17 protein-coding genes are annotated in these 22,904 nt (G+C 37.0%); 4 read left to right on the forward strand and 13 right to left on the reverse strand.

Annotated elements, in window-relative coordinates:
• Positions 1-153: 153 nt before the first annotated feature.
• Positions 154-2,475 (forward strand): ATP-binding protein, encoded by a 2,322-nt coding sequence (locus tag MCO_RS05055; protein ID WP_007553030.1) that lies wholly within the window; start codon positions 154-156, stop codon positions 2,473-2,475.
• Positions 2,476-2,482: 7 nt separating this feature from the next.
• Here the strand turns inward: MCO_RS05055 and MCO_RS05060 are convergent, their stop codons facing one another.
• The 13 genes from MCO_RS05060 to MCO_RS05120 form a co-directional block, all read right to left on the reverse strand.
• Complete coding sequence (locus tag MCO_RS05060) at positions 2,483-2,911, reverse strand: methylated-DNA--[protein]-cysteine S-methyltransferase (RefSeq protein WP_007553031.1); 429 nt, start codon at positions 2,909-2,911, stop codon at positions 2,483-2,485.
• 1,688 nt (positions 2,912-4,599) lie between these two features.
• On the reverse strand, positions 4,600-5,451 hold the full coding sequence (locus MCO_RS05065; protein WP_007553032.1) for an outer membrane protein: 852 nt from the start codon (positions 5,449-5,451) through the stop codon (positions 4,600-4,602).
• A 573-nt stretch (positions 5,452-6,024) separates the two neighbouring features.
• Entirely contained in the window at positions 6,025-8,949 is a 2,925-nt protein-coding gene (locus MCO_RS05070) for a bifunctional [glutamine synthetase] adenylyltransferase/[glutamine synthetase]-adenylyl-L-tyrosine phosphorylase (protein WP_007553033.1), read from the reverse strand.
• Between the two features lie 98 nt (positions 8,950-9,047).
• Complete coding sequence (locus MCO_RS05075; protein WP_007553034.1) at positions 9,048-10,430, reverse strand: HAMP domain-containing sensor histidine kinase; 1,383 nt, start codon at positions 10,428-10,430, stop codon at positions 9,048-9,050.
• Positions 10,427-11,113, reverse strand: coding sequence for a response regulator transcription factor (locus tag MCO_RS05080; protein WP_007553036.1), 687 nt, complete (start codon positions 11,111-11,113; stop codon positions 10,427-10,429). Before MCO_RS05080 ends, MCO_RS05075 begins: the two co-directional genes overlap by 4 nt.
• 80 nt (positions 11,114-11,193) lie before the next feature.
• Positions 11,194-12,696, reverse strand: a complete 1,503-nt coding sequence (locus MCO_RS05085; RefSeq protein WP_007553038.1) for a Do family serine endopeptidase — start codon at positions 12,694-12,696, stop codon at positions 11,194-11,196.
• 186 nt (positions 12,697-12,882) lie between these two features.
• Positions 12,883-13,341: a cytochrome c-type biogenesis protein gene (locus MCO_RS05090; RefSeq protein ID WP_007553039.1), complete on the reverse strand. Its 459-nt coding sequence runs from the start codon at positions 13,339-13,341 to the stop codon at positions 12,883-12,885.
• Positions 13,338-15,320: a heme lyase CcmF/NrfE family subunit gene (locus MCO_RS05095; protein ID WP_007553040.1), complete on the reverse strand. Its 1,983-nt coding sequence runs from the start codon at positions 15,318-15,320 to the stop codon at positions 13,338-13,340. Before MCO_RS05095 ends, MCO_RS05090 begins: the two co-directional genes overlap by 4 nt.
• 7 nt (positions 15,321-15,327) lie before the next feature.
• The gene (gene ccmE / locus MCO_RS05100; RefSeq protein ID WP_007553041.1) at positions 15,328-15,807 is read right to left on the reverse strand and encodes a cytochrome c maturation protein CcmE; all 480 of its coding nucleotides are present in this window, start codon (positions 15,805-15,807) and stop codon (positions 15,328-15,330) included.
• A gap of 184 nt (positions 15,808-15,991) precedes the next feature.
• Positions 15,992-16,726 carry a tetratricopeptide repeat protein gene (locus MCO_RS05105; protein WP_040298901.1) on the reverse strand — a complete coding sequence of 245 codons (735 nt, stop codon included), beginning with the start codon at positions 16,724-16,726 and terminating at the stop codon, positions 15,992-15,994.
• Between the two features lie 126 nt (positions 16,727-16,852).
• Positions 16,853-18,268: a sensor histidine kinase gene (locus MCO_RS05110; RefSeq protein ID WP_007553043.1), complete on the reverse strand. Its 1,416-nt coding sequence runs from the start codon at positions 18,266-18,268 to the stop codon at positions 16,853-16,855.
• Positions 18,268-18,933, reverse strand: a complete 666-nt coding sequence (locus MCO_RS05115) for a response regulator transcription factor (RefSeq protein ID WP_007553044.1) — start codon at positions 18,931-18,933, stop codon at positions 18,268-18,270. The genes MCO_RS05110 and MCO_RS05115 overlap by 1 nt, the downstream gene beginning before the upstream one ends.
• A gap of 18 nt (positions 18,934-18,951) precedes the next feature.
• Positions 18,952-19,188: a hypothetical protein gene (locus MCO_RS05120; RefSeq protein WP_040298903.1), complete on the reverse strand. Its 237-nt coding sequence runs from the start codon at positions 19,186-19,188 to the stop codon at positions 18,952-18,954.
• Positions 19,189-19,518: 330 nt separating this feature from the next.
• Between MCO_RS05120 and MCO_RS05125 the strand changes: the two genes are divergently transcribed.
• Genes MCO_RS05125 through MCO_RS05135 form a run of 3 tightly spaced genes read left to right on the forward strand, consistent with a single transcriptional unit; the run spans position 19,519 to position 22,812 of the window.
• Entirely contained in the window at positions 19,519-21,666 is a 2,148-nt protein-coding gene (locus tag MCO_RS05125; RefSeq protein WP_007553047.1) for a transglycosylase domain-containing protein, read from the forward strand.
• A 17-nt stretch (positions 21,667-21,683) separates the two neighbouring features.
• On the forward strand, positions 21,684-22,280 hold the full coding sequence (locus MCO_RS05130; protein ID WP_007553049.1) for a DUF1214 domain-containing protein: 597 nt from the start codon (positions 21,684-21,686) through the stop codon (positions 22,278-22,280).
• Positions 22,273-22,812 carry a hypothetical protein gene (locus MCO_RS05135; RefSeq protein WP_007553051.1) on the forward strand — a complete coding sequence of 180 codons (540 nt, stop codon included), beginning with the start codon at positions 22,273-22,275 and terminating at the stop codon, positions 22,810-22,812. Before MCO_RS05130 ends, MCO_RS05135 begins: the two co-directional genes overlap by 8 nt.
• Positions 22,813-22,904: the final 92 nt, after the last annotated feature.

The raw sequence follows: 22,904 nt of genomic DNA on the forward strand, positions 1-22,904 counted from the left end.
TCATACTCCGTGCTTAGAAGCAGTAAAATTACTTTTTCTAAAAAAAAGACTGGACAGAAGACTCCTGTTTTGATTCATTGCGGTCATGGAGTTTTATTATGAATACTGAAACAGTTTTTCAGTCATATTATTCCATAATTAGAGGAACTTAAAATGGCTAAATTGGACGCATATAATGCGCCATCAGAGATGCACGCCGCTGCAAAACCGAGCACCAAAAACCACAAGGGGCGCACAGTGTATGTCAATCTGCTTTCGGATTCAGCCTATCAAAAACTTCTCTTTATTGAACCTTGGCTGCGGCGTTCACTTCCATTTATTATTAGTATATTTCTTGTTGTGCTTGCAGCAATTCGCTTCACATCAATCTATGATTGGCGCCATACGATTGATAAAAGTACACGTTCTACCATTACTCTCTTAGCTTCTCATGTTAGCAATATCATTGATCGTGACTTACTTGCCGCCACTCAGCAAAAAAAAGCTTCTGTTCTTTCTCATCATCATTTGCAAAATATCCTTACCAATTTTCGTAACCAAGGTCTTATCAATACCAACACTGTTATTGCCATAGTAGATCAAAAGGGCAATGTCTTAGCCTCATCAAGTTCAGAGATCATTTTAGGAAAACCCTTACAAGATTTTACCCCTGAGAGCATTGCTTTACAGTCTCTTGGACAACACGCCGGTGCAATGCAAATCACAATAGGAAGAGATGAACCAGCTCTCGCTTCGTTTTACCAAACAGACAATGGACAATATGGTGTCTTCATCAGTGAAAAAACGCAACATACCTACATGGGATGGCGCAAGTTTTTCTCGTTAAATATGGTCCTTTTTCTAGGAACTACCAGTGTTATTTTAACTCTTCTCTATGCTTATTACAATCAAATCATACGAGCACGCAATACGGATTTGATTTCAGAAAAAATTCAAAATCGTATTGATATGGCAATGATGCGTGGACGCTGTGGACTGTGGGATTGGAATATGGCAAGCGGACGTGTTTACTGGTCGCAAGCGATGTACGAAATGCTCGGCTACCTGCCTCAAGACGCACTGCTCTCAATTTCTCAAATTACCGCTATTATTAACCCAAACGATGCTAATTTTTTTGATCTTGCTCAGGAATTAATGAGTGGTAAAAAAAAGCATATCGATATTAATGTCCCCATGCGTCATGCCGATGGTCATTATGTATGGATGCGTATTCGTGCTGAAGTTACAGATGAAGAGGAACCCCATTTAGTTGGTATTGCCTTCGATATTAGTGAACAACGTCAACTCGCAGAAGAAACAGCGCAAGCCGACCTTCGTATCCGTGATGCGATTGAAAATATTTCGGAATCTTTTGTCTTATGGGATTCAGAAGGGCGTTTAGTCATGTCCAACAGCAAATTTTGCGAATATGCAGCTATTCCTAAGCAGGTTCTACAATCAGGAATCCAGCGTGCAACCGTCGAAGCAATATCCCGCCCTGCAATCAGTGAATATCCCCTCAAAGATGATGGTTCTGGTAACTTAACCAGCATTCGCCAAACAGCAGATGGTTGTTGGCTTAAAATTAATGAACGGCGGACTCAAGATGGAGGACTTGTTTGCATTGGTACAGATATTTCTGAACTTAAACAACAACAAGAAAAATTTGAAGACAGTGAAAGACGCCTTTTTTCTTTTATTCAAGAACTCAAACGTGCTCGAGGAAGTGCCCAACAACGTGCCACAGAAGTTGAAAAGCTTAATAAAAGTCTCAAGGCAGAAAAAGAGCGTGCTGAAAGTGCTAACAAAGCAAAATCAGAATTTTTAGCCAATATGTCTCATGAATTGCGCACTCCACTTAACGCTATTCTCGGCTTTTCAGATATCATGTTGCAATCTACCTTTGGTCCTCTCGGATCGCAACGTTATAAAGAATATATGCATGATATTTACAATTCAGGAGCTCATCTTTTAACCCTTATCAATGATATCCTTGATATGTCTAAAATCGAAGCTGGAAAATTTACCCTTGATTGTAAAAGTACTAATCTTGAACCCATCATCAGTGAAGCGGCGCGCACTCTTACACCCCAAGCTCAAGAAAAAAATATTTCTGTTACAACAAATATTGCTTCAGAACTCTACGCAGAAGTTGATAGCCGTGCCATGAAACAGATCTTCCTTAATCTCATCTCTAATGCTGTTAAATTTACACCTTCTGGCGGCAGTATTAATGTTTGTGCTTTCAAGAAAAAGAATAACTTTGTTTGTAAAATTAAAGATACAGGAGTTGGCATTCCTCAATCAGCCATCAAAAAACTCGGACAACCTTTTGAACAGGTTGAAAATCAACTTACTAAAACCCATGCAGGCTCAGGACTTGGCTTAGCCATTTCGCGTTCCTTGCTAGAACTACACAAAGGAAAACTTGAAATTATCTCTAAAGAAATGAAAGGTACAACTGTAACCATTACAATGCCTATCAAACAAAGTTAAATTCATTTTAAATTTTTCTCCCTTGTTCCCATTGTAGAAAAATCTGTTTCCACCTAAAACCCCAACGATATCCAGAGATAAAACCATTCTTACGCATCACACGATGGCAGGGAATGATTAATGCCAATTCGTTACGCTCACATACATTAGCAACCGCACGAAAAGCCTTTGGTATACCAACACGTTGCGCTAACGCCTCATATGAAATTGTTTCACCACATGGCACTTCACATAATACCATCCATACTTTTTGCTGAAAGATTGTGCTCTTTATATCTAAGGGAAAATTATGTCGTCTTACCAATTTAGGCGTTTCTATCATTGCGATGATATGTGCAACTTCTTTCTTAAATGTGTCATCATCATCTACTTGTTGTACATCATCAAAGCATACCGTAAATTCTTGTAATAATTGTTCTGTAGTATCTCCCAACATTATATTGCAAATCCTTTATGAGATTTGGCCACCAGAAGCTCTCCTATTGAAACATTTAGCAGGCAAAATATTTTCTTTTTGGGAATGTTCGGCATTTTGACTTTTTTATATTTTTAAAAGATTATGAATACAGCAACTGAAATAAATATAAGCTATCTTTTATGTCTGAAGCCTCATAAATATATGGGACCAAATGATGATGATCTTAAAGTGTAAAACTTTAGCATATTAGAACAAATGCAGTAAGTACTTTTACCTAAGGATCTAACAATTTGCTTATCTTTTGATAAGGATTATCAATCAGCTTTACATTAAAAAACATAAAAGATTTCCTGAAAGAATGAAATTCCTAGAATGCCTCTGTATTAGCCACATCTCAGAAGTATTCTATATGATATAGCATAAAATTTTTATAAATAATGCAAGTAACTGAATAAAATTTCTTTTACAGTTGTACATCAATTTCTTGGTATAATAGCATATTATTATTTTAATAAATAATCTCATATACTGCTTTAAAAGCAAGTATCTTTTTTACGTATCTTATTGAGTTGCTGGTATTGCCCTTAATACTCTCAACTGCTCTTTTTTATAAAAGCCATAGAGAGCTTAAGTTTAAGAAACTTAAGCTTATTTGAAACAGAGATTGAAATGATTGAGTACTTTCCACTTTAACAGCTTTTGCATACTAGATAGAAGTTAATATATTTTGATATTGTTCCATGCCATTCGCTAACATGAGAGAAAAATTACAAAAAGAAAAGAAGAGTTCATCGATAGATAGCACAAATGCATGTGCTCCAGAATCCTCATTTAAATTCACTCAAGAAGTTAAAAGCATTACGCTATTTCCTTCCTTTCATACCACCAATCAGAGTGGTCAATATATTCTTCGCAATCCAATATTCATGAATATGTTCGCAAGAAACGTATAAAAATATCTATAAGAATAATCAAACATAAAGCAACAAGTATATTGTTGTTTCGCTAAAAGTTTGATAGAAGGCTATCACTTTTTTTCAATCAATAACTGATATATTTTGTGTTTTATAACATTATTTATTCATAAGGTGCGTACGCTATTCCCTGTCAATCAGTCTCTCCCTATACAACAGCATGTTTGAAAGAGCTCTTAGACTTTTCTTTCAATTCTCTTCCTAGCGATACCTATAATGATATATGCAAGATCTACTTATACAACTATCTCTCACATTCGTGGAATAACAAAACAGCACTACCATTATATTTCCCCTCCCCCAATGTTGTTCTACGAATCTTGAATTAAGGTGAATTATAAAACTGTATTTAACTCATTCTGAAAAAAACTATTCACGCGTCAATCCATATTTTGATAAAAAGTATCTTTTTATTCTTAATAAAGGCTATAATTAGAAAATATAATATATTTTCTATTTTAATATAGCATTATATAATACTGATTTCTTTTCTTCATTCATCTCTTGAATGACACTCTTATTTTTTTCTATCATCACTTTGCAAAACTGTTTACATAGGTTATGTCAATGCTATTCATATCTGTTGAGGCATATTACAATAGTAATCCTGTTATTTAAAAATTCCCTATATTTGTGCTCTTTGTTTTTTATCTAAATGAAATATTTTATGATAACGAAAAAATAAAAGCCCCATTCGAAAATGGAGCTCTTTAATAGTTATCTTACAATAAATTAGAATTTGTACGCGACACCAACGCGAAAATCATTCGTCTTATAACCTATTTCAGTTCTTTCATGGGCAAATTTCTTTTTGCCAAAATCTGAATAACGATATTCTGCACGCATAATAATATTATCAGTCATTGCAAAATCAATACCACCTCCAAGGGTATAGCCAACCATCGTCTTTTTTTCATCATGCAATGACTCAGAAAAACCCATTGCCCTATTTTTTGTATCAGCTTCCTTTAGCTTAAAAGTATTTTGAAGTTGCGCGTAGGCAATCCCTCCTGCAATATAAGGCATCATACGATCAATAGCAAAACCAACTCGTACCCGCGCAGCACCAGACCATTTTTGCTTTAAAGTATGTTGCACACTTTCCGTAACTGCTACTTCTTCTTCCCCTCGATATATTGCTCTGAACGCTACACCCTCTGCATCTTCCGATACTACTCCGCTTTTCTTTTCACTCGGTTGTTTGACATCTTTCGTAGATTCAATATCTTTCGTATCCTTTTTATCAGACAAAATCACATCCGTATCGATACCTATAATAAAGCCATTCTCGATATCAATATTGAAACCGGCATAAATACCACCTATGAAACCAGAAAGTTTAGGCAAAAATTCCTTGTCTACTGGAGTCCATTTTTCTGTATTACTCTCATCTTTCAAATAACTTAAAGTATTTTTACTGGAAAAACCACCAATTTTGCTTCCCAAGTAAACCCCTGTCCAAGAAAAAGCAGGAGATGCAACAACAGGGACCGGCTGTTCTGGTATAGTAACATCCGCCGCCTGTACTGCAGAAACTAAAGTTAAAGAAAAAATAGATGTTGTGATTAAATATTTTGTAATCATAATTGCTCCCCTAAAAGCTAAATAACAAAATAATAGGTAAATAGTTTCATATTTTTTTCAAAAAATATGTAGTAAAAATGATACAGTTATAAAAAAAATAACATATCTATTTAAAAATCGTATTTTAATATTTAGACTTTATATAGTCTTTCCTTCAATAGAATTCTCATAAGCTTTCATTCTCCTCGTATATCTCATTATTTTCCAACGTTATAAACACAGTCGTAATATAAATCTTAAAAAGAAAAAGAGATTCTTTAACGTGGTCAATCAAAGATTCTTCTCTCACCTTTCTCAATGTATTTCCGTCATCAGCAGTGGAATAAAGAATGATACATAGCCTACAATTTTTTGTAACATTTTGCCTCAATTTATATAATAAAAACGATATTGTTCGTTTTTCCTAAAAAACTTTGTAACATCTCTGAGCGCATAAAAGCATCTCACTTGATATGCTTCTTTCTATAAATGAGCAATATTATTATAATGCGCATTGCATTAATGAAAAAAGATAACAAATAATAATTATTCATTAAAAACTATATATAATAAAATATATTATTTAAAATAAATTCAATATTTCATTATTTGTGTAAAAATTGAATATACTGATTGCCCAGTTTCCTCGATTAACTTTTCAACACGAAGTAAATCAGGTTCTCCAACGCTATTTAACAAAAGGTCACTTAATCCGAGTGGCATATCATTGGGATCAAGAGAAGCATTCAAGCAAAGTCGTATAATTTGGCTCAAATTTGTATAGAGGCTATAGGCATGGAGTAAATCAGAAATAAACATCTGATTAAGAAAACTATTTGGTAATCGAGACAAAGTCTCCACCGTAGTCGCTCCAATTTGAAACGCAATCACATGCGTAATAAGAGCAAATTGAGCAATAAACTCCAGATCCATGATACCACCAGGCATCGTTTTCAAATCCCATCGATTCTCTGGCGGTTTTTCTTTTTCAATCAAAGTACGCATTTCACATACTGCTTTTGCTACATTCTTCTTATTACGAGAAAAAGAAATAATTGCACAAACTTCATTTTCTAACTTTTGTAAAAAATCATGATCCCCCGCAACACCTCGTGCTCGAGTCAAAGCAAGATGTTCCCATATCCATGCTTCCTTGCGATAATATTTTTTAAAAAATTGAAAAGAAACAGCAACAGGCCCCTTATTGCCTAACGGACGCAATCTTAAATCAACAGCATAAAGAACTCCCTGATTTGTAAGAGTAGATAAAGCTGCGACCAAGCGCTGTGTGAGACGGGTATAATATTGAGGGATAAAAAGAGGCTTTTTTCCATCAGATATTTCCGCATCCTCATCATGTTCATAAAGCACAATAAGATCCACATCCGAACCAGCAGTTAATTCACGACTTCCAAGCTTCCCCATTCCCAGTATGCCAATACGTCCTCCTTTAACATTACCATGAAGACGCGAGAATTCCTTTTGAACTACAGAAAAAGTTTTTGCTATCATAAGATCAGCAAGCGCAGTAAATGCAAAACCTGCTCTCTCTCCTGTAATGGTACCATTTAAAATTCTAATACCAATCAAAAAACGTTGCTCATCAGCAAAAATTCTTAAATGGTCAAGAATTTCTTCATGAGAAAGAACATCTTCAAGAAAACATTCAAGCCGTTTTTCTAGATACGTTTTGGTAGGCAATTCTGAAAAAATGGTTGGATCTAACATTCCATCAAAAACATGTGGTTTACGTGTAATAATTTCTGCAAGACGTGGAGCAGCTCCCATGATAAGCACTAACATCTCCAAAAGAGAAGGATTCGACTGCAAAAGACTAAAAAGCTGAATTCCTGACGGTAGCCCCTGTAGAAAACTATCAAAACACAACATTGCTTCATCAGCTCGTTTTGTCGCGCCAAAAGCTTTTAAAAGCGCGGGAGTTAATTCTGTTAATCTCTCACGCGCTTCCGCAGATTGTGTTGCTTTATAACGCCCACAATGGAGTGTGCGCATGATACGACAAATATCACTCGCTCTTTCAAAACCTAAACGACTTAATGTTATTAATGTCTCTGGATCATCTTCTTCACCTGTAAAAACTAAATTGCCAATTTCTAAACCAAGTTCTTTCTCGTTCTCAAACAGTGCCGCATAATGTTTTTCAACAACTTGAAGCGTTTTTAATAAATCGCGGATAAAGCTGCCACTCTCTTGATAGCCCATCAAATATGCAACACTCGTAAATTGAGAAACATCATTGGGGAGAAGATGCGTTTGTTCATCTGCAAGCATCTGAATACGGTGTTCCACATTTCGTAAAAAAGCATAACTTTTTACAAGGCTATCTCTCGTCTTTTCACTAATCCAACCAAGCGTATGAAGTTCTGATAACATTGCAACTGTCTGACGTCCACGCAATTGAGGAAAGCGACCACCCGCAATGAGCTGTTGTGTCTGAACAAAAAACTCAATTTCACGAATACCCCCTCGCCCTAATTTTACATTATGACCATAAGCAGCAATTTGACCATAATTTTTATATGCATGAATTTGACGTTTTATCGAATGAATATCAGCGATAGCAGCATAATCTAAATATTTCCGCCATACATAAGGAAAAAGCTCTTTGAGAAAGTTAAATCCTGCCCTTTTATCGCCAGCGACTGGACGTGCTTTAATCATAGCAGCCCGTTCCCAATTTTGTCCTCGACTCTCGTAATAACGCAACGCAGTTCTTACTGGTAAAGCCAAAGGGGTTGAACTTGGATCTGGTCGAAGCCGAAAATCGAGACGGAAAACATATCCTTCCGCAGTGCGTTCTTGAATGATACGGATCAATCGGCGTACCATTTTAGAGAATACATCGATACTCTCAGAAAGATTACCAATATGAGGTGACATTTCATCAATAAAAACAATAAGATCAATATCAGAAGAATAATTAAGTTCTCCTGCTCCCAATTTTCCCATACCTAAAATGATTAAACCACAATCTTTTTCTGGATCGTCACGGTTCGACAAATTTATCTTACCATGATCGTGCGCCTCTCTTAAAAGAAAACGTAGAGCAACACCTAATGCTGCTTCTCCTAGACGTGTCATCCAAGTACATGAAATTTCATAAGTAAAAACACCACTTAAATCAGCTAAAGCAATGAGGACATGTGCTTCACATTTTTTTCTCCTTAAATTAGCCATCAATGAAGTTTCATTTATAGATTCATCCTTATCAATGGCTGCAATACCATCTATGATTTCGCTCAACCTTGTTTCTATATTAACATTCAATAAGGGAGCAAGATACGATGGATTGGCGATCAAAACTTCGCGCAAAAAAGGAGATAAGGTCATAACCGCACTTATGAACTCAATCTGCTCTCCCTTATCTAAAATAGTGGAAACAAGCGATTCTAAATTTTCTTTCCTTGCTTGTTCTTCAATGTCTCTCAGCCATTGAGAGCCACTCTCATCAAGGGGGCATAAAGGAAGGAGGTGTGTTTTTAAAAAAGCACTTTTCATCTACATTCCCCTGAAAAGCATTTTATCTTTCCACTGTATTATACGCAAAGGGAAAATAGTCATAGATATTAAAATCAAATAATGAAGAAAATATACCTTTAAGGAAATAATAAAACAGCCCTAAGCCCTGGATTTGCATTTTCAAGCAACAGCTCTCCTCCATGAAGCTTCATAACCGCTTTTGCTATACTTAAACCAATACCAAAACCAGGCTGTGTTCGACTTTCTTCAAGCCGAACAAAGCGTTCTGTTACTTTTTCACGTTTATCCGCTGCAATTCCTGGACCATTATCACTCACAACAACCAACAAATGTTCACCACGATATTCCATAGATAAGCAAACCTTCGCCTTTCTTCCATCCTTAGACGCATATTTAATAGCATTATCTATAAGATTAAAAATCGATTGTGCAATAAGCTCACGATTCAATCTAAGCTCTTTATCAAATGTATCCCCTAACCGCAAAAGAACACCCGACTCTTCAGCAAAAGGCTCATAAAGTTCAACGGCATCTTCAAGGATCAATTTCATATTCATAATCTCAAGATGCTCAATCGTACTGCTAGCTTCAATACGTGAAATCATCAAAATAGCATTAAAAGTACGAATAAGTTGATCTGATTCAATGATGATACCGTCAAGTGCCTGACGATATTCAAGCTTTGTCTTTTGCCCCGAAAGCGCTTCTTCAGCACGATTTCTAAGGCGTGTCAGCGGTGTTTTAAGATCATGGGCAATATTATCCGATACTTGACGCAAACCAATATTTAATTCTTCAATGCGGTCTAACATAACATTAAGATTAGCAGACAATCGATCAAACTCATCACCCACCCCAGAAACAGGCAAACGCCCACTGAAATCACCATCCATCAAGCGTTGTGATGCCGCTGTAACGTGATCAATTCTTTGCAATGCTCGCCTACCAACAAAAAACCATATGAGTAAGGCCCCTCCAACCATTGCCGCAAGAGCAATCATGACTGCTTTACGAATAACCGCTGCAAAACGTTCTGGTTCATCCAAATCCCGACCTATAAGAATCTTCATCGCATTGGGCAAATCAACAACTATTGCCAAAGCGCGATGTTCACTTGTTTTGCCATGTTCTCCAAAACGTGAATACAAAAAAGAATTTGCAATAAAGCCACTACGGTTCAAAAGACCGAACTCAATACGCGCAACATTACCTGCTAAAACGCGCCCCATAGGGTCAGTAACAAGATAAAGAAAAGCTCCCGGTTGTCGTGAACGATAATCAATAGTACGCATTAATAAAGAAAGCCCACCATAATGATAAGCATTTTCAATATACTTTAATTCTTCATTTAAAGCCTGTTCTGTTTGCTCCATTAACAACGAAGCAGAAAATGCCGTCATATAAATAGTGAGTCCTGTTGCAACTAACCCAAATAATAAAACATAAAGTGCTGAAAGCCTTAGCGCAGTTGTACGCATTATATTGATCAAACGATTCATGTTTTGTTATCTGACGCTTTCAGCATATATCCAGCTCCACGCACAGTATGGAGCAGTGGAGCATCAAAATCTTTTTCAATTTTTGCTCTCAAACGGGATATATGAACATCAATGACATTTGTTTGCGGATCAAAATGGTAATCCCAAACATTTTCCAAAAGCATAGTGCGTGTAACAACTTGGCCAGCAAATCGCATTAAATATTCAAGTAAACGAAACTCTCGTGGTTGTAATACAATATTTCTATCACCCCGTTTCACTGTATGTGCCAACCGATTAAGCTCAAGATTACCCACGTAATAAACCGTTTCAGCCTCTTTAGGATTTTTCCGACGTTGTAACACTTCAACACGAGCAAGAAGCTCAGAAAAAGCATAAGGCTTTGTCAAATAATCATCACCCCCTGCACGCAAACCCATCACACGATCATTCACTTGCCCTAAAGCAGAAAGGATGAGAACTGGTGTTTCATTGCCTTTAGCTCGTAATTCAGTAATAATAGACAGTCCATCACGATGCAAAAGCATTCTGTCAATAACCATCACATCATAATTTTCTGTTTCTGCTAATGCATATCCAGTATCCCCATCATATGCAACATCAACTGAATGTCCTGCTTCAAAAAAAGCTTTTTCGAGATAACGCCCCGTCTCACGATCATCTTCGATAACGAGTATCTTCATAAAACGGCATCTCCGTTATTTTATCAAGTTGCGTTGTAGGACAGAAATCTAAAAAACTTCTATCCTACATCAACAAAATATTATTTTTTGAAAATTGGAAGGGGAACAAAACGACTTTGACCATTTGTTCGCACTTGTAGGAGTATGGCTGGTCGTCCTAGATTTTGCGCACTTTTGATTGTATCAGTAATATCAGAAGCCTTTTTAACAGGCTTATTATTCACTGTCACAATCACATCACCAGGTTTTATTCCTTTATCTGCAGCACCTGAATCTGAATCTACATCAGTTACAACCAATCCTACACCATCATCAGAAGGCGCTACAATCAAACCATAATCTTCCAACGTTTCATCTGAATTACTGCGTTCATTTGAATATTTTGACACTTCTTTCTTATCTTTACCTTCAGGCATTGAATCAAGCTTAACCTTGATACTATTCTCCTTACCAGATCTCACAATACCCAAAGTTGCTGTTTCTCCCGGTCTAATATTTGCAATACGCTTCGCCAGTTCACGAGTACCAGCAATCTTTTCACCATTTACTGAGATAATGACATCACCTGCCTTAATACCAGCCTTTTCTGCTGGTCCTTTTAACGGATCAGTAACTAAAGCACCTTTGGCCTCTTTCAAACCTATTGAATCAGAAATCTCTTTCGTCACAGGCTGAATCTGAACCCCAAGCCAACCACGCTGGACTGATCCTTTTTCGATAAGTTGTTGCACAACCTGTTTTGCTGTCGCTGCCGGAATAGCAAAAGCAATCCCAATATTCCCCCCATAAGGAGAATAAATCGATGTATTAACGCCAACAACCTTGCCATTCAGATCAAAAGTTGGACCACCCGAGTTTCCCCGATTAACAGCAGCATCAATTTGAATAAAATCATCATAAACATCAGCGCCAATCTCTCGTCCATGTGCCGAAACAATACCCGCTGTCACAGTTCCACCAAAACCAAATGGATTACCAATAGCGACAACCCAATCACCTACGCGAAGCTTTGAATCATCACCAAAATCAACATACGAAAATTTTCTTTTGTCATTTACTTTCAATACTGCAAGGTCGGTTCGTGGATCTGTCCCAATGAGTTTTGCATTCAACTCTGTACCATCATCAAGAACAACAGAATAGCTTGTACCTTCAGAAATCACATGATCATTGGTCACAATATAGCCATCAGACGAGATAAAAAATCCTGATCCATAAGCTACAGAATGGAGTTTATGTGAACGCGACGATTTAGGCTTATCAAAATCATAAAACTCTTTAAAAAATCTTTTCAAAGGATGTTGATCTGGTAATTCGTTAATAGCTGGACCACTAAAAAAATTGTTAAAGAACCACTCTTTTTTCCTTTTATTGCCCTTCACGTGCACTGTAACAACCGCAGGTTTTACTTGAGAAACAATATCTGCAAATCCCTGCTGTTGCATTGACGAAGTAAATACAGGATTTGCATGAACTGCTGTCGTCCATAAGCTCGATCCACATCCACTAAAAAACAGTGCACCTCCCAACACCGCAGAAAAACTCACTGCGACTAATGTTTTAGAGAAAGTTTTTTTTACCATTTGGTATATGCTCCTATTTAATCATATTTTTATGCCAATTTCGATCTCTTATAAAATAGTAGACCTTACCGTTTTCTGTCTAAATTGTTAAAGTTTTGTAAGGTTTAAGGTCACAACAACACATGATTATCAACAAAGCTGAATTACAAATTGAAATACAATCATTTTTTTCCTGTCGTGTCTCTTTTAACCTAACAGTATTTTTGGCTGTTTTTCTTCACCAACATTTGAAATCATTATTTTTTTATGTTTACACCGTTTTATCCGAAAAAATATAGCGTTTGCACCCATGGTGATAATTATCAAAGGTGACAACCATAAAAACCAAGTTGTTTTATTAAATGGCGGTTTCAGAAGGATAAACTCACCATATCGCTCAACAAGAAAATCAATGATTTGCTGATTGGTATAACCCATTCTTAATCGCTCCCTAATCAAAAGCCGCAAATCACGCGCTAGGGAAGCATCTGAATCATCAATTGATTGATTCTGGCAAACCGGACAGCGCAAATATGATGAAATATCTCGTGCACGCAATTCAAGAACTGAATCGTTTAAAATTTCATCCGGCTCCACTGCTATTACTAACCGCAAAGGAAAAATAACGATTAAAAAAAGCAAAGTCCAAAACAACACATTTTTCATCTCAATGTCTTTCCAAAAAATTTCAAGCAAGAAGCACTCTGTTTGTGCGCCCCAATACGAAACAAATAAAAAAGGGAAAGACAACCACCCATAGCCATCATTAATGCTCCTAACCAAACACACATTACGTAAGGCTTCCACCATATATGCAAAACAAGTCCTCGATCATCTATACGTCCTGGTACAATATATAGCTGGGATAAGCCGTGACTTTGAATACCAACTTCCGTTGTTGATGTATTTTGGCTAGAATAAAATCGCTTGGATGCAGTTACATAGCGCACGGAATTTTTATTTTCATATATTGTAAAATTAAACTCTATTGCAGAATAATTCGGACCAGCGCTATTACGTATTTCATTCAAATAAAGGGTTTTACCTGCTATTGCTACCTTATCTCCTATGTGCATGGTTAGAATACGCTCCTGCCCAAAAGATGCAACACAGATAATACCAAATAATATAACGCCTAACCCCATATGCGCTACTGCTGCACCAAAAACAGACCATGGTAATCCAATAAGTCTCTTAACCCGTATCAATAAAGCTAGCTTGCGATGTCCACTCTTTCCCCAAAGATCAGCTAAACTGCCTAAGAAAACAAAAGCGGAAAGTCCAATTCCTAAAGCAGCAAAAATATCACGCCAAGATGTAACATAAAATATTATAAAACAAACTGCACAAACTAATGCAAAAACAACCCATAGCCGTTCAAAAACTGCAAGAAAATCACCACGTTTCCACGCCATCATTGAGCCAAATGGAGCCAATAATAACAATAAGACCATTAAAGGCCCACAGGTGAGGTTAAAAAAGGCTGCACCAACAGAAATTCGTTGCCCTGTTAATGCCTCAATAAAATAAGGATAGAGCGTACCAATCAATACTGTTGCTATGATTGTTGTAAGTAACAAATTATTTAAAACAATAAAACCTTCACGCGAAATTGGCTGAAAGTATTTTCCTGTTGTCAAAACAGGTACGCGCAAAGCAAAAAGAAGCAAAGCCCCCCCTGTGAAAAAGAATAAAAGTGCAAGAATTGCTCGCCCACGTGCTGGATCAACAGCAAAACTATGAACGGAGATCAAAAGACCAGAACGAACAAGAAAAGTTCCCATAAGAGAAAGGGAAAAAGTAAGAAGAGCTAAAAATAAAGTCCAACTTTTTAATGTTTCTCGCTTTTCAAGAACAAGAGCAGAATGCAAAAAAGCTGTTCCTGAAAGCCAAGGCATAAACGAAACATTTTCAACGGGATCCCACAACCAATACCCTCCCCATCCTAGCTCATAATAAGCCCAATAAGACCCCACCATAATACCTAATGTTAAAAAACACCAAGCAAGTAAAAGCCAAGGACGAACCCAACGCGCCCAAAGCCCATCGACATATCCCATAACCAATGCAGCGACTGCAAAAGAAAAACAGAGTGAAAAACCAACATAACCTAAATAAAGAAGGGGTGGATGAATTGCTAACGCGATATCTTGTAAAAGAGGATTGAGATCTTTTCCCTGCAATGCTGGTGGATTAACACGTAAAAATGGGTTAGACATGAAAAGAATAAATAAAAGAAAAGCGCTTGTAATCCAACTTTGGCATATTAAAATTAATGCCGTAAACTGTTCTGGCAAATGTTGGCTAAAAGACGCCAGCAATGTACTAAAAAAAGCAAGACTTAAAACCCATAATAACATAGATCCTTCATGGTTTCCCCAAACACCAGTGATTTTATACAACATTGGTTTTTCTGAATGAGAATTCTCAACAACATTCAAAACAGAAAAATCAGAGACAATATGAGCATGAACAATAATCAAAAAAGATAAGAACAATAATGTAAAAGTAATATATGTCAGGGGAACAGCTGTTTGCATTAATGAACGCTCTTTCCACCAAAAACCTATAGAGGGCAAGAAAGCCCCTAACAAACTCACGGCAAAGGATGCAGATAAAAAAATATGACCCAGTTCAACAAGCACAATCGAATTATTTCTCCACACTGTTATGTTTATTCAAGCGATCAGCTGTTTCTTTAGACATATAAATCTCATCATGTTTTGCCAAAATGCGCGTACCTTTAAAAAAACCCTGTTTATCAAAATGTCCTTCTACGATAATACCTTGGCCTTCACGAAAAAGATCTGGTAAGACACCATTGAAAATTACTTTTTCGTGTTCTGTATTATCCGTTACAAAAAAAACAACACCCATCTCTCCAACATATTCAATAGTTCCCTTTTCAACAAAACCGCCTAAGCGCAAAGGGCGTCCCGTTAAAATATCTTCTTTTGTAATTTCAGAAGGCATTCTAAAAAAACTTACCGTATTACGCATTGCATATATGAGAAGACTTGTCGCAATTGCCAAAATCAAGCAACACAATAAGATTGTCAGCAATCGCTTTCTCTTTCGCTGCTTTAAAATAGCTTTTAGTGAAGGAAAACTTTTTAAAGATTGATCGTTCATTGGCACTCTACGAAAACTCTTTTTATAAAGGCATTATATAAATATTAATTCATATGGCTTATCTTCTAAAAGAGCTTGGCACATCTTACATACGGGTGCAACTTTTATCCAATATCTTCGCTTCTCTCGAATCCCATCTCTGATTTTATAGTCTTAAACTGTTCATAATCACTTCCTGAATATTCTAATTGGGTGCATCACGTAACTGAACTATCATGGCTTCAATACGTGATCGTCCTGAAAAATCCTCAGGCATTGTATCAAGAAATTTTTGTAAAAGATGCACTGCTTGCAAAGACTTTCCAGCCTGATGAAGTGCTTCAGCTAGTAATAAACGAGGATAAAAATCATTTGGCGCTAAATCGGCTGCTTTTTGAAAAATATTTTGTGCTTCTTGTGTAATCATTCCACCCTCATAACCAACTAATGCCAAGCCATACCCAACAAGTCTTGGAGCGGATTCTCCATTCAAGCGAAGCGCATCTAAATAAATGTTCACTGCATCCTGAAAATGACCTTCCTCGAGGTATCCTACTGCTAATGCATCTGCTAATTTTCCATCATGCGGTGCACGAAAAAAAAGTACTTGTAAAAGAACAAGCTGTTCACGCATACTGAGTGTTTTTGGATTCTTATCCATTAACTCGCTAAAAAAATAACTTTTAACTTCTGGATTGCCTGTCAGAGCGTAAATATTCCATGTCATAAGAAGAACAAACAAAATACTCAACGCTTTAAGAGTATATCTATTTTTGTAATGCGTGTAAGTCTTCTCAGATACAACCGAATACATATGACTTCTATAACTATCAACGACTTGAACTCTCCACTTTTCCTCAGTCCCATAGTTATGTAGCGAAAGAAAAAGGATACACACCAAAAAGGTGAGAAAAAGCGATGACAAAATTAGTAATAGCATATCATTTTTGTACCAACACGAAAATCAAAAAGTATAACCAATTTATCCTCCCTTCCCCCTCTTTTATTCACAAAAAACTGATACCTGCTTACAAACTTCAAAATACATGCTTTAAAAAAAATATATTTACCTCCTGCTTGGTAATAAAACTTTTGCACATAACCCACCCAAATCAGAACGCGATAAAAAAAAACTTCCACCATATTCACTGACCATATCTGAAACAATCGCTAACCCTAAACCTGTTCCAGGCTTGCTTTCATCAAACCGCCGTCCTCTTTTTAACGCTTCATCAATTTTATCTTCTGTTAAACCAGATCCATCATCTTCTACGAGAATGCTAAAGTATTCTGTTTCTTCAACATTTTTTTCTAAACGACAGGAGATGAGAACTTTTGTGTGAGACCATAAAGCAGCATTTTCAATCAAATTTCCTACAATTTCCTCTAAATCTTCTCTCTCACCAGAAAAAACAATATCATCGGCATCCATAACAAATCGGAACTTTTTTTCAGGAGTAAGCTTTTCCATAACCCGCACTAAACGACTAATCACTCTGCGAACAGATGTATGATAAACGATACTATCGCATTGTGCTGCAATCCGCGCACGCTGAAGGTAATGATTTATTTGAGCCTGCATTATTTTAGTTTGCTCTCTCAATAAAATGGCTTGTTCCCCGCACATCTTATCAATCTCATTTATAATAACTGATAAAGGCGTTTTTAATGAATGAGCAAGATTACCAACCTGTGTACGAAACCGTTCAATAATACGCTGATTATTATTGATAAGAGCATTCATCTCTCGTGCTAGTGGCATGACCTCACTTACTAAATCCGTACTCACATGATAAACTCTACCCTCGCGAATATCATTCAATGTACGTCGAATAAGCTTCAACGGTTGAAAGCTAAAGAAAATGATAGCAATATTTATAAGAACACTGCCTATACCAAAACTCCAAAGAAAAATCTGTAAAGTCCGTTCAAATTCCCGTACTTGTGCATGTGCCTCATCGATATTCCCAACGAGACGAAAACGCGCAATATGATTCTGATTATCAAGAACAACATCACTTTCAATGACTTGTAATTTCTGATCATTGTTGCCCTTTATCCGATATGACCGAAAAAATTTGCTGTCAAAAGGTATATCGACATCACTTGGTGCAAATATGCTACCTGTTCCTAATGATGGAGATGCCAATCTTCCTTTTAAATTATGTGATATAGCAACAACTTCCCAATACCATCCTGCCGTTGGATCGGAATAACGAATATCATCAATCCCAACACTTCCTCTCAATTGCCCTTCTGGTGAAACCGTCACTGTCGCAATAAGACTATAAAGCTGAGCATAAAGGACACGCTCTAAGCTTTGTTCACTTGAGCGCCTATAAAATAAAATACTAACTGCAGAAATTGATGAAAGTGAAATAACAACCCATAACGTTGATAAGATCATAACGCGTAAGCTGAGAGATCTACTCACTAAAAAAAATAGCCTCCTAAAACGGTTATTCTTTTTTAAAACACTCATTAATCACCTAGTGTTTTCACGCGATATCCTATTCCTCGAACAGTCTCAATCAAATCCACCCCAAGCTTTTTACGCAATCGCCCCACAAAAACTTCAATCGTATTTGAATCCTTATCAAAATCTTGATCATAAAGGTGCTCAATAAGCTCCGTCCTTGACATCACTCTATCACAATGATGCATGAGATACGAAAGAAGTCTAAATTCATAGGATGTTAATCTAATCAACTGACCATCAACAAAAACACGAGAAGTTTTAGTATCTAATAAAACCTGACCACAGCATAATGTGCTTGTTGCATGCCCAGCAGCTCGACGAATTAACGCCCGCAACCGCGCCATCAATTCCTCCATATGAAATGGCTTAACAACATAATCGTCGGCACCTGCATCAATTCCAAGCACCTTATCAGACCATCGGTCTCGCGCTGTTAGTATTAAAACAGGCATAAAATACCCTTCTTTGCGCCATTTTTCAACAACACAAATTCCATCTCTACGCGGTAAACTAATATCGATAATTACAGCATCATAAGACTCTGTACTTCCTAAAAAATAAGCTTCTTCACCATCAAAAGCACTATCTGAAACATATCCCACACTCCTTATAGCTTCTGCTAATTGATGATTGAGATTCCTATCATCTTCGACAATTAAAATACGCATCACAATATCTGCCAATCACTAATTAGCGGGGACTAAAACCTCAACACGACGCAGCTTTTCACCATCACGAGCAGGCACAACAACCACAATCATACACATATTTTTTCCATCCTGAACAGCCGACTTTGAACGTACCAATACCCCATTTTCTTGGGTTGCAACCTTTCTACCCACTTCAGCACAACCAGTAGCAAAAACAGAATCCGCTCCCATAAGAACTGCTATCATCACAAACAAGCCAAACTTTTTTATCATAGATATTTTCATAATCCATTCTTGAGTATAAAATGATCAATGGTTTTTTGTTTATTCAAAAATCATCTATCGAAAATAATAGGTAGATATTATTCTCAAATTTGGCAATTTTAAAATAAAATCTTTTTAAAGACTATAAAAACAATTGAGATAGAAACTTTTAAAAACATAAAACTAAATACATAATCTATGATAAATAGGTCGCCATAATTCTAAAATAACTATAAATAAACTCTTTTTCTGCTGGCACTATAGCAAAAAATTACTGCTACTCCATATAATCATTGTAGATTTTTTTGTTGCATTGCTTTGCTATAGGCTCTTTGTTAAATGTTTAATTTTTTTAAAAAAAAGAAAGAACAATACAATAAGCCATTCCATAGTTCTGCACTTATTGAATTAGATGCACTGTTCGACACAACACTTTATCGCATCCGTTCTGCTAATAGTTCCTTCTGGAATAAAACACAAATCATCTCGCAATGTTGTCACCCCCGAGGATGGAAACGCTTTATAGTAGAAATTCTTAACGAAACACTGACATTAGGATTGATTGGTTTTACTCTTTTTACCATTGTTGGCATTTCCATTTTCGAATTAACCAAAAAAGATTGGTATTCTCCTAGGAATTTTTCTATTCTTTTTCTAGATCGCTATGGAAACCCCATCGGTCATCGTGGCGCATTACCGGCTGTATCTGTTCCCGTTGAAGAAATGCCCAATTTTGTTATTAAAGCGGTTCTTGCGACAGAAGACCGCCGTTTTTTTGATCACTGGGGTATTGATTTGCAAGGTCTCACACGGGCGATCTCACAGAATATGCGGGCTAAAAGTGTTGTTCAAGGTGGTTCAACCCTTACACAACAACTGGCTAAAAATTTATTCTTAACAAATGAAAGAACCATAACACGCAAAATTAAAGAAGCCTACCTTGCCCTTTGGTTAGAAGCAAACTTCAGCAAAAAACAAATTTTGCAACTTTATCTTGACCGTGCATATATGGGAGGAAACAATTTTGGTATTGCAGCAGCAGCAAAATTTTACTTTGGGAAAAATGTACGCAATATATCTCTTAGCGAATCCGCTATGTTAGCAGGTCTCTTCAAGGCCCCGACTAAATATGCTCCTCATCGTCACCTTTTTGCTGCTCAAACACGTGCCAATGTGGTACTTGCTAATCTTGTTAATAGCGGTTTCATGACTGAAAGCCAAATTATCAATGCCTATCGTCATCCTGCAAAAGCACTTACAAAAATAAAAAATACTCAACCTGATTATTTTCTTGATTGGGCATTCGACGAAGTCAAAAAAATGAATGACCAACTTCCAAGTCATACTTTGATCATTCAAACGACTCTTGATCCAGATATTCAAAAAGTAGCAGAAGAAGCAATCGCCTATCATTTACACCAGTATGGTCAACAATATCACGTAACACAAGCGGCCACCGTAATACTCGATAATAACGGAGCTATCTGTGCAATTGTTGGAGGACTGGATTATAGTAAAAGCCAATTTAACAGAGCAACACAAGGCGGTCGCCAACCTGGCTCTTCATTCAAGCCTTATGTTTACGCAGCCGCAATGGAACGTGGTTTGTCTCCTTCAACAATAGTCTTAGATGCCCCCATCAATTGGGGAGGCTGGTCACCCAAAAATAACTCGGGTCGTTATCTTGGTAAAATCGATTTAGCAACAGCTTTAGCTTTTTCTATCAATACAGTGCCTGTCTATCTTACCTCCCAATATCTTAACCACAATACCCAACCTATCATAGATCTGATCAAAAGCATGGGCATTCATGCACATATTTTATCACACAAAACTATGGTTCTAGGCACATCCAATATGACACCGATGGATCAAGCAATTGGTTTTAATGTCTTTGCGAATGGTGGCATTGCTGGAAATCACCATGGCTTCACGCAAATCAGGACAACAGATGGACATGTAGTTTGGAACTTCGAGCATAACGGTAATAAACCACATCGAGTCCTCAGTGGACAATCCGCAGCTTATATGAACCAAATGATGGTTGGTGTTACAACACGAGGATCTGGTAAACGTGCTGCTCTCCCTATGACCCTTGTTGCTGGTAAAACTGGAACATCACAATCCTATCGCGATGCGTGGTTTGTTGGCTTTACTGGTAATTACACTGGGGCTGTATGGATGGGAAATGATAATTTTTCACCGATGAATCGCGCTTTTGGTGGTGGTGTTCCTGCCATGATATGGCATAGCATTATGCTCCATGCACACCAAAATATCATGCTAAAACAACTCTATGGTGTCAAAGATTCACTTCTCCCTTATCAGCCGCTTCCCACTTCCCGCAATGATTCTGAGGTTGTGCCTAAAATATCTTATACGCTTTCCCCCGCAACATTGAATATTGTGCGACTGATTAACAAAGATCTGAAAAAACCATCTGTAATCTCTTTGAAACTAGAAACACTTGGAGCTTTAACACATTGAATTCGAAATATTCTACAATGTTTGTTAATATTGCTGTGCCCTTTTTTATCCTTACTTTTTCTATTTTGTGTGGAACATTTAGCGTCGATTATATGCTCAATTCCTTCAATAATTTTGGACGCTTTACAATTGATAAATGGAGTGCTTACCCAGAAGCAGGAACAGCCAACACTGATCCCTATACCCGCGCACGCACTGCCAAACGAGGTGACATTTCACTCGGGCACACAGAAGGGCTTATTTTTCAACTTTGGAAAGACAGTCATGGACATCCACTACGCCCCCATTGCCATTATTTACTCAAAGGTCACATTCCTGAAGCCCGCCTCTTTACACTTTATACAGCTGATAAATCCCTGAAACCTTATACTTCTTCCCAAAAATTACCTTTAGAACTCTATACCAACAATGTTACCTATGAAAGTGATGGCTCTTTGCGCATCAACATCGCACCAACACCACAAACTGGAAATTGGCTTGCAACGGTTAGTCAAAAAGAATTCGGACTTATTCTTACTTTATACGATACCTCAATCATCTCCGCAACGGCATTACAAAAGCTTACAATGCCCTTGGTAGAACAAATTCCATCAGGACAAAAAAACTGTGACTAGATTTATTCATGCTGTGCTTCTTGCAAGCATTGGTGCTGTTATTGTTCATATTTGCGTTTTATTTCTGCTCCCCTATTGGATGCGAGATAATATATGGATAGGGCTTAAAAAATCGGGGGCTCCTTATCAATTCATTGACTTAGATGCTCGTAATCCTATTCAACAGTCTGCTGATCCCCTCTTTCTTCTTAAAGTCTGCAGATTTGATCTCGAAAATGGCCCTGTTCATTTAAAAGCTTTAAAAACAATACAATTTTGGTCACTAGCAGCCTACACATACGACGGAATGATTTTCTATAGCCTTAATGACAGAACATCCCCTGATGCTACGCTAGATCTTATCATTGGAAAACCGGTACAAATAATAGAGCTTAAACAGCCAAAATCTAAAAACAATGCCAATTCAGTTTTAATTGCTAAAAATGTAAATAAAGGTTTTGTTGTCTTACGTAGCTTTGCTCCTACAGCACTTGCAAAAAAAGAAAGTGAAGCCTTCCTTTCATCTGCCACCTGTCACATGTTCAATGGATAAAAGCACAGCGATCTTTAACTAGACTAATTTTTTCTATAAGAGTAAACAAAATATACACAAAATGGTTATTTTCAGCCTCAATTAATCAAATA

Origin of the sequence: Bartonella sp. DB5-6, from assembly GCF_000278115.1 — a bacterium.
GTDB classification, from domain to species: domain Bacteria; phylum Pseudomonadota; class Alphaproteobacteria; order Rhizobiales; family Rhizobiaceae; genus Bartonella; species Bartonella refiksaydamii.

Coding starts and splice junctions, on each gene's coding strand:
- MCO_RS05075 (WP_007553034.1), bottom strand. CDS start 10,430: ATGAATCGTTTGATCAATATAATGCGTACAACTGCGCTAAGGCTTTCA.
- MCO_RS05125 (WP_007553047.1), top strand. CDS start 19,519: ATGTTTAATTTTTTTAAAAAAAAGAAAGAACAATACAATAAGCCATTC.
- MCO_RS05130 (WP_007553049.1), top strand. CDS start 21,684: ATGTTTGTTAATATTGCTGTGCCCTTTTTTATCCTTACTTTTTCTATT.
- MCO_RS05065 (WP_007553032.1), bottom strand. CDS start 5,451: ATGATTACAAAATATTTAATCACAACATCTATTTTTTCTTTAACTTTA.
- MCO_RS05070 (WP_007553033.1), bottom strand. CDS start 8,949: ATGAAAAGTGCTTTTTTAAAAACACACCTCCTTCCTTTATGCCCCCTT.
- MCO_RS05120 (WP_040298903.1), bottom strand. CDS start 19,188: ATGATAAAAAAGTTTGGCTTGTTTGTGATGATAGCAGTTCTTATGGGA.
- MCO_RS05090 (WP_007553039.1), bottom strand. CDS start 13,341: ATGAAAAATGTGTTGTTTTGGACTTTGCTTTTTTTAATCGTTATTTTT.
- ccmE (WP_007553041.1), bottom strand. CDS start 15,807: ATGAACGATCAATCTTTAAAAAGTTTTCCTTCACTAAAAGCTATTTTA.
- MCO_RS05055 (WP_007553030.1), top strand. CDS start 154: ATGGCTAAATTGGACGCATATAATGCGCCATCAGAGATGCACGCCGCT.
- MCO_RS05110 (WP_007553043.1), bottom strand. CDS start 18,268: ATGAGTGTTTTAAAAAAGAATAACCGTTTTAGGAGGCTATTTTTTTTA.
- MCO_RS05080 (WP_007553036.1), bottom strand. CDS start 11,113: ATGAAGATACTCGTTATCGAAGATGATCGTGAGACGGGGCGTTATCTC.
- MCO_RS05085 (WP_007553038.1), bottom strand. CDS start 12,696: ATGGTAAAAAAAACTTTCTCTAAAACATTAGTCGCAGTGAGTTTTTCT.
- MCO_RS05105 (WP_040298901.1), bottom strand. CDS start 16,726: ATGCTATTACTAATTTTGTCATCGCTTTTTCTCACCTTTTTGGTGTGT.
- MCO_RS05115 (WP_007553044.1), bottom strand. CDS start 18,933: ATGCGTATTTTAATTGTCGAAGATGATAGGAATCTCAATCATCAATTA.
- MCO_RS05060 (WP_007553031.1), bottom strand. CDS start 2,911: ATGTTGGGAGATACTACAGAACAATTATTACAAGAATTTACGGTATGC.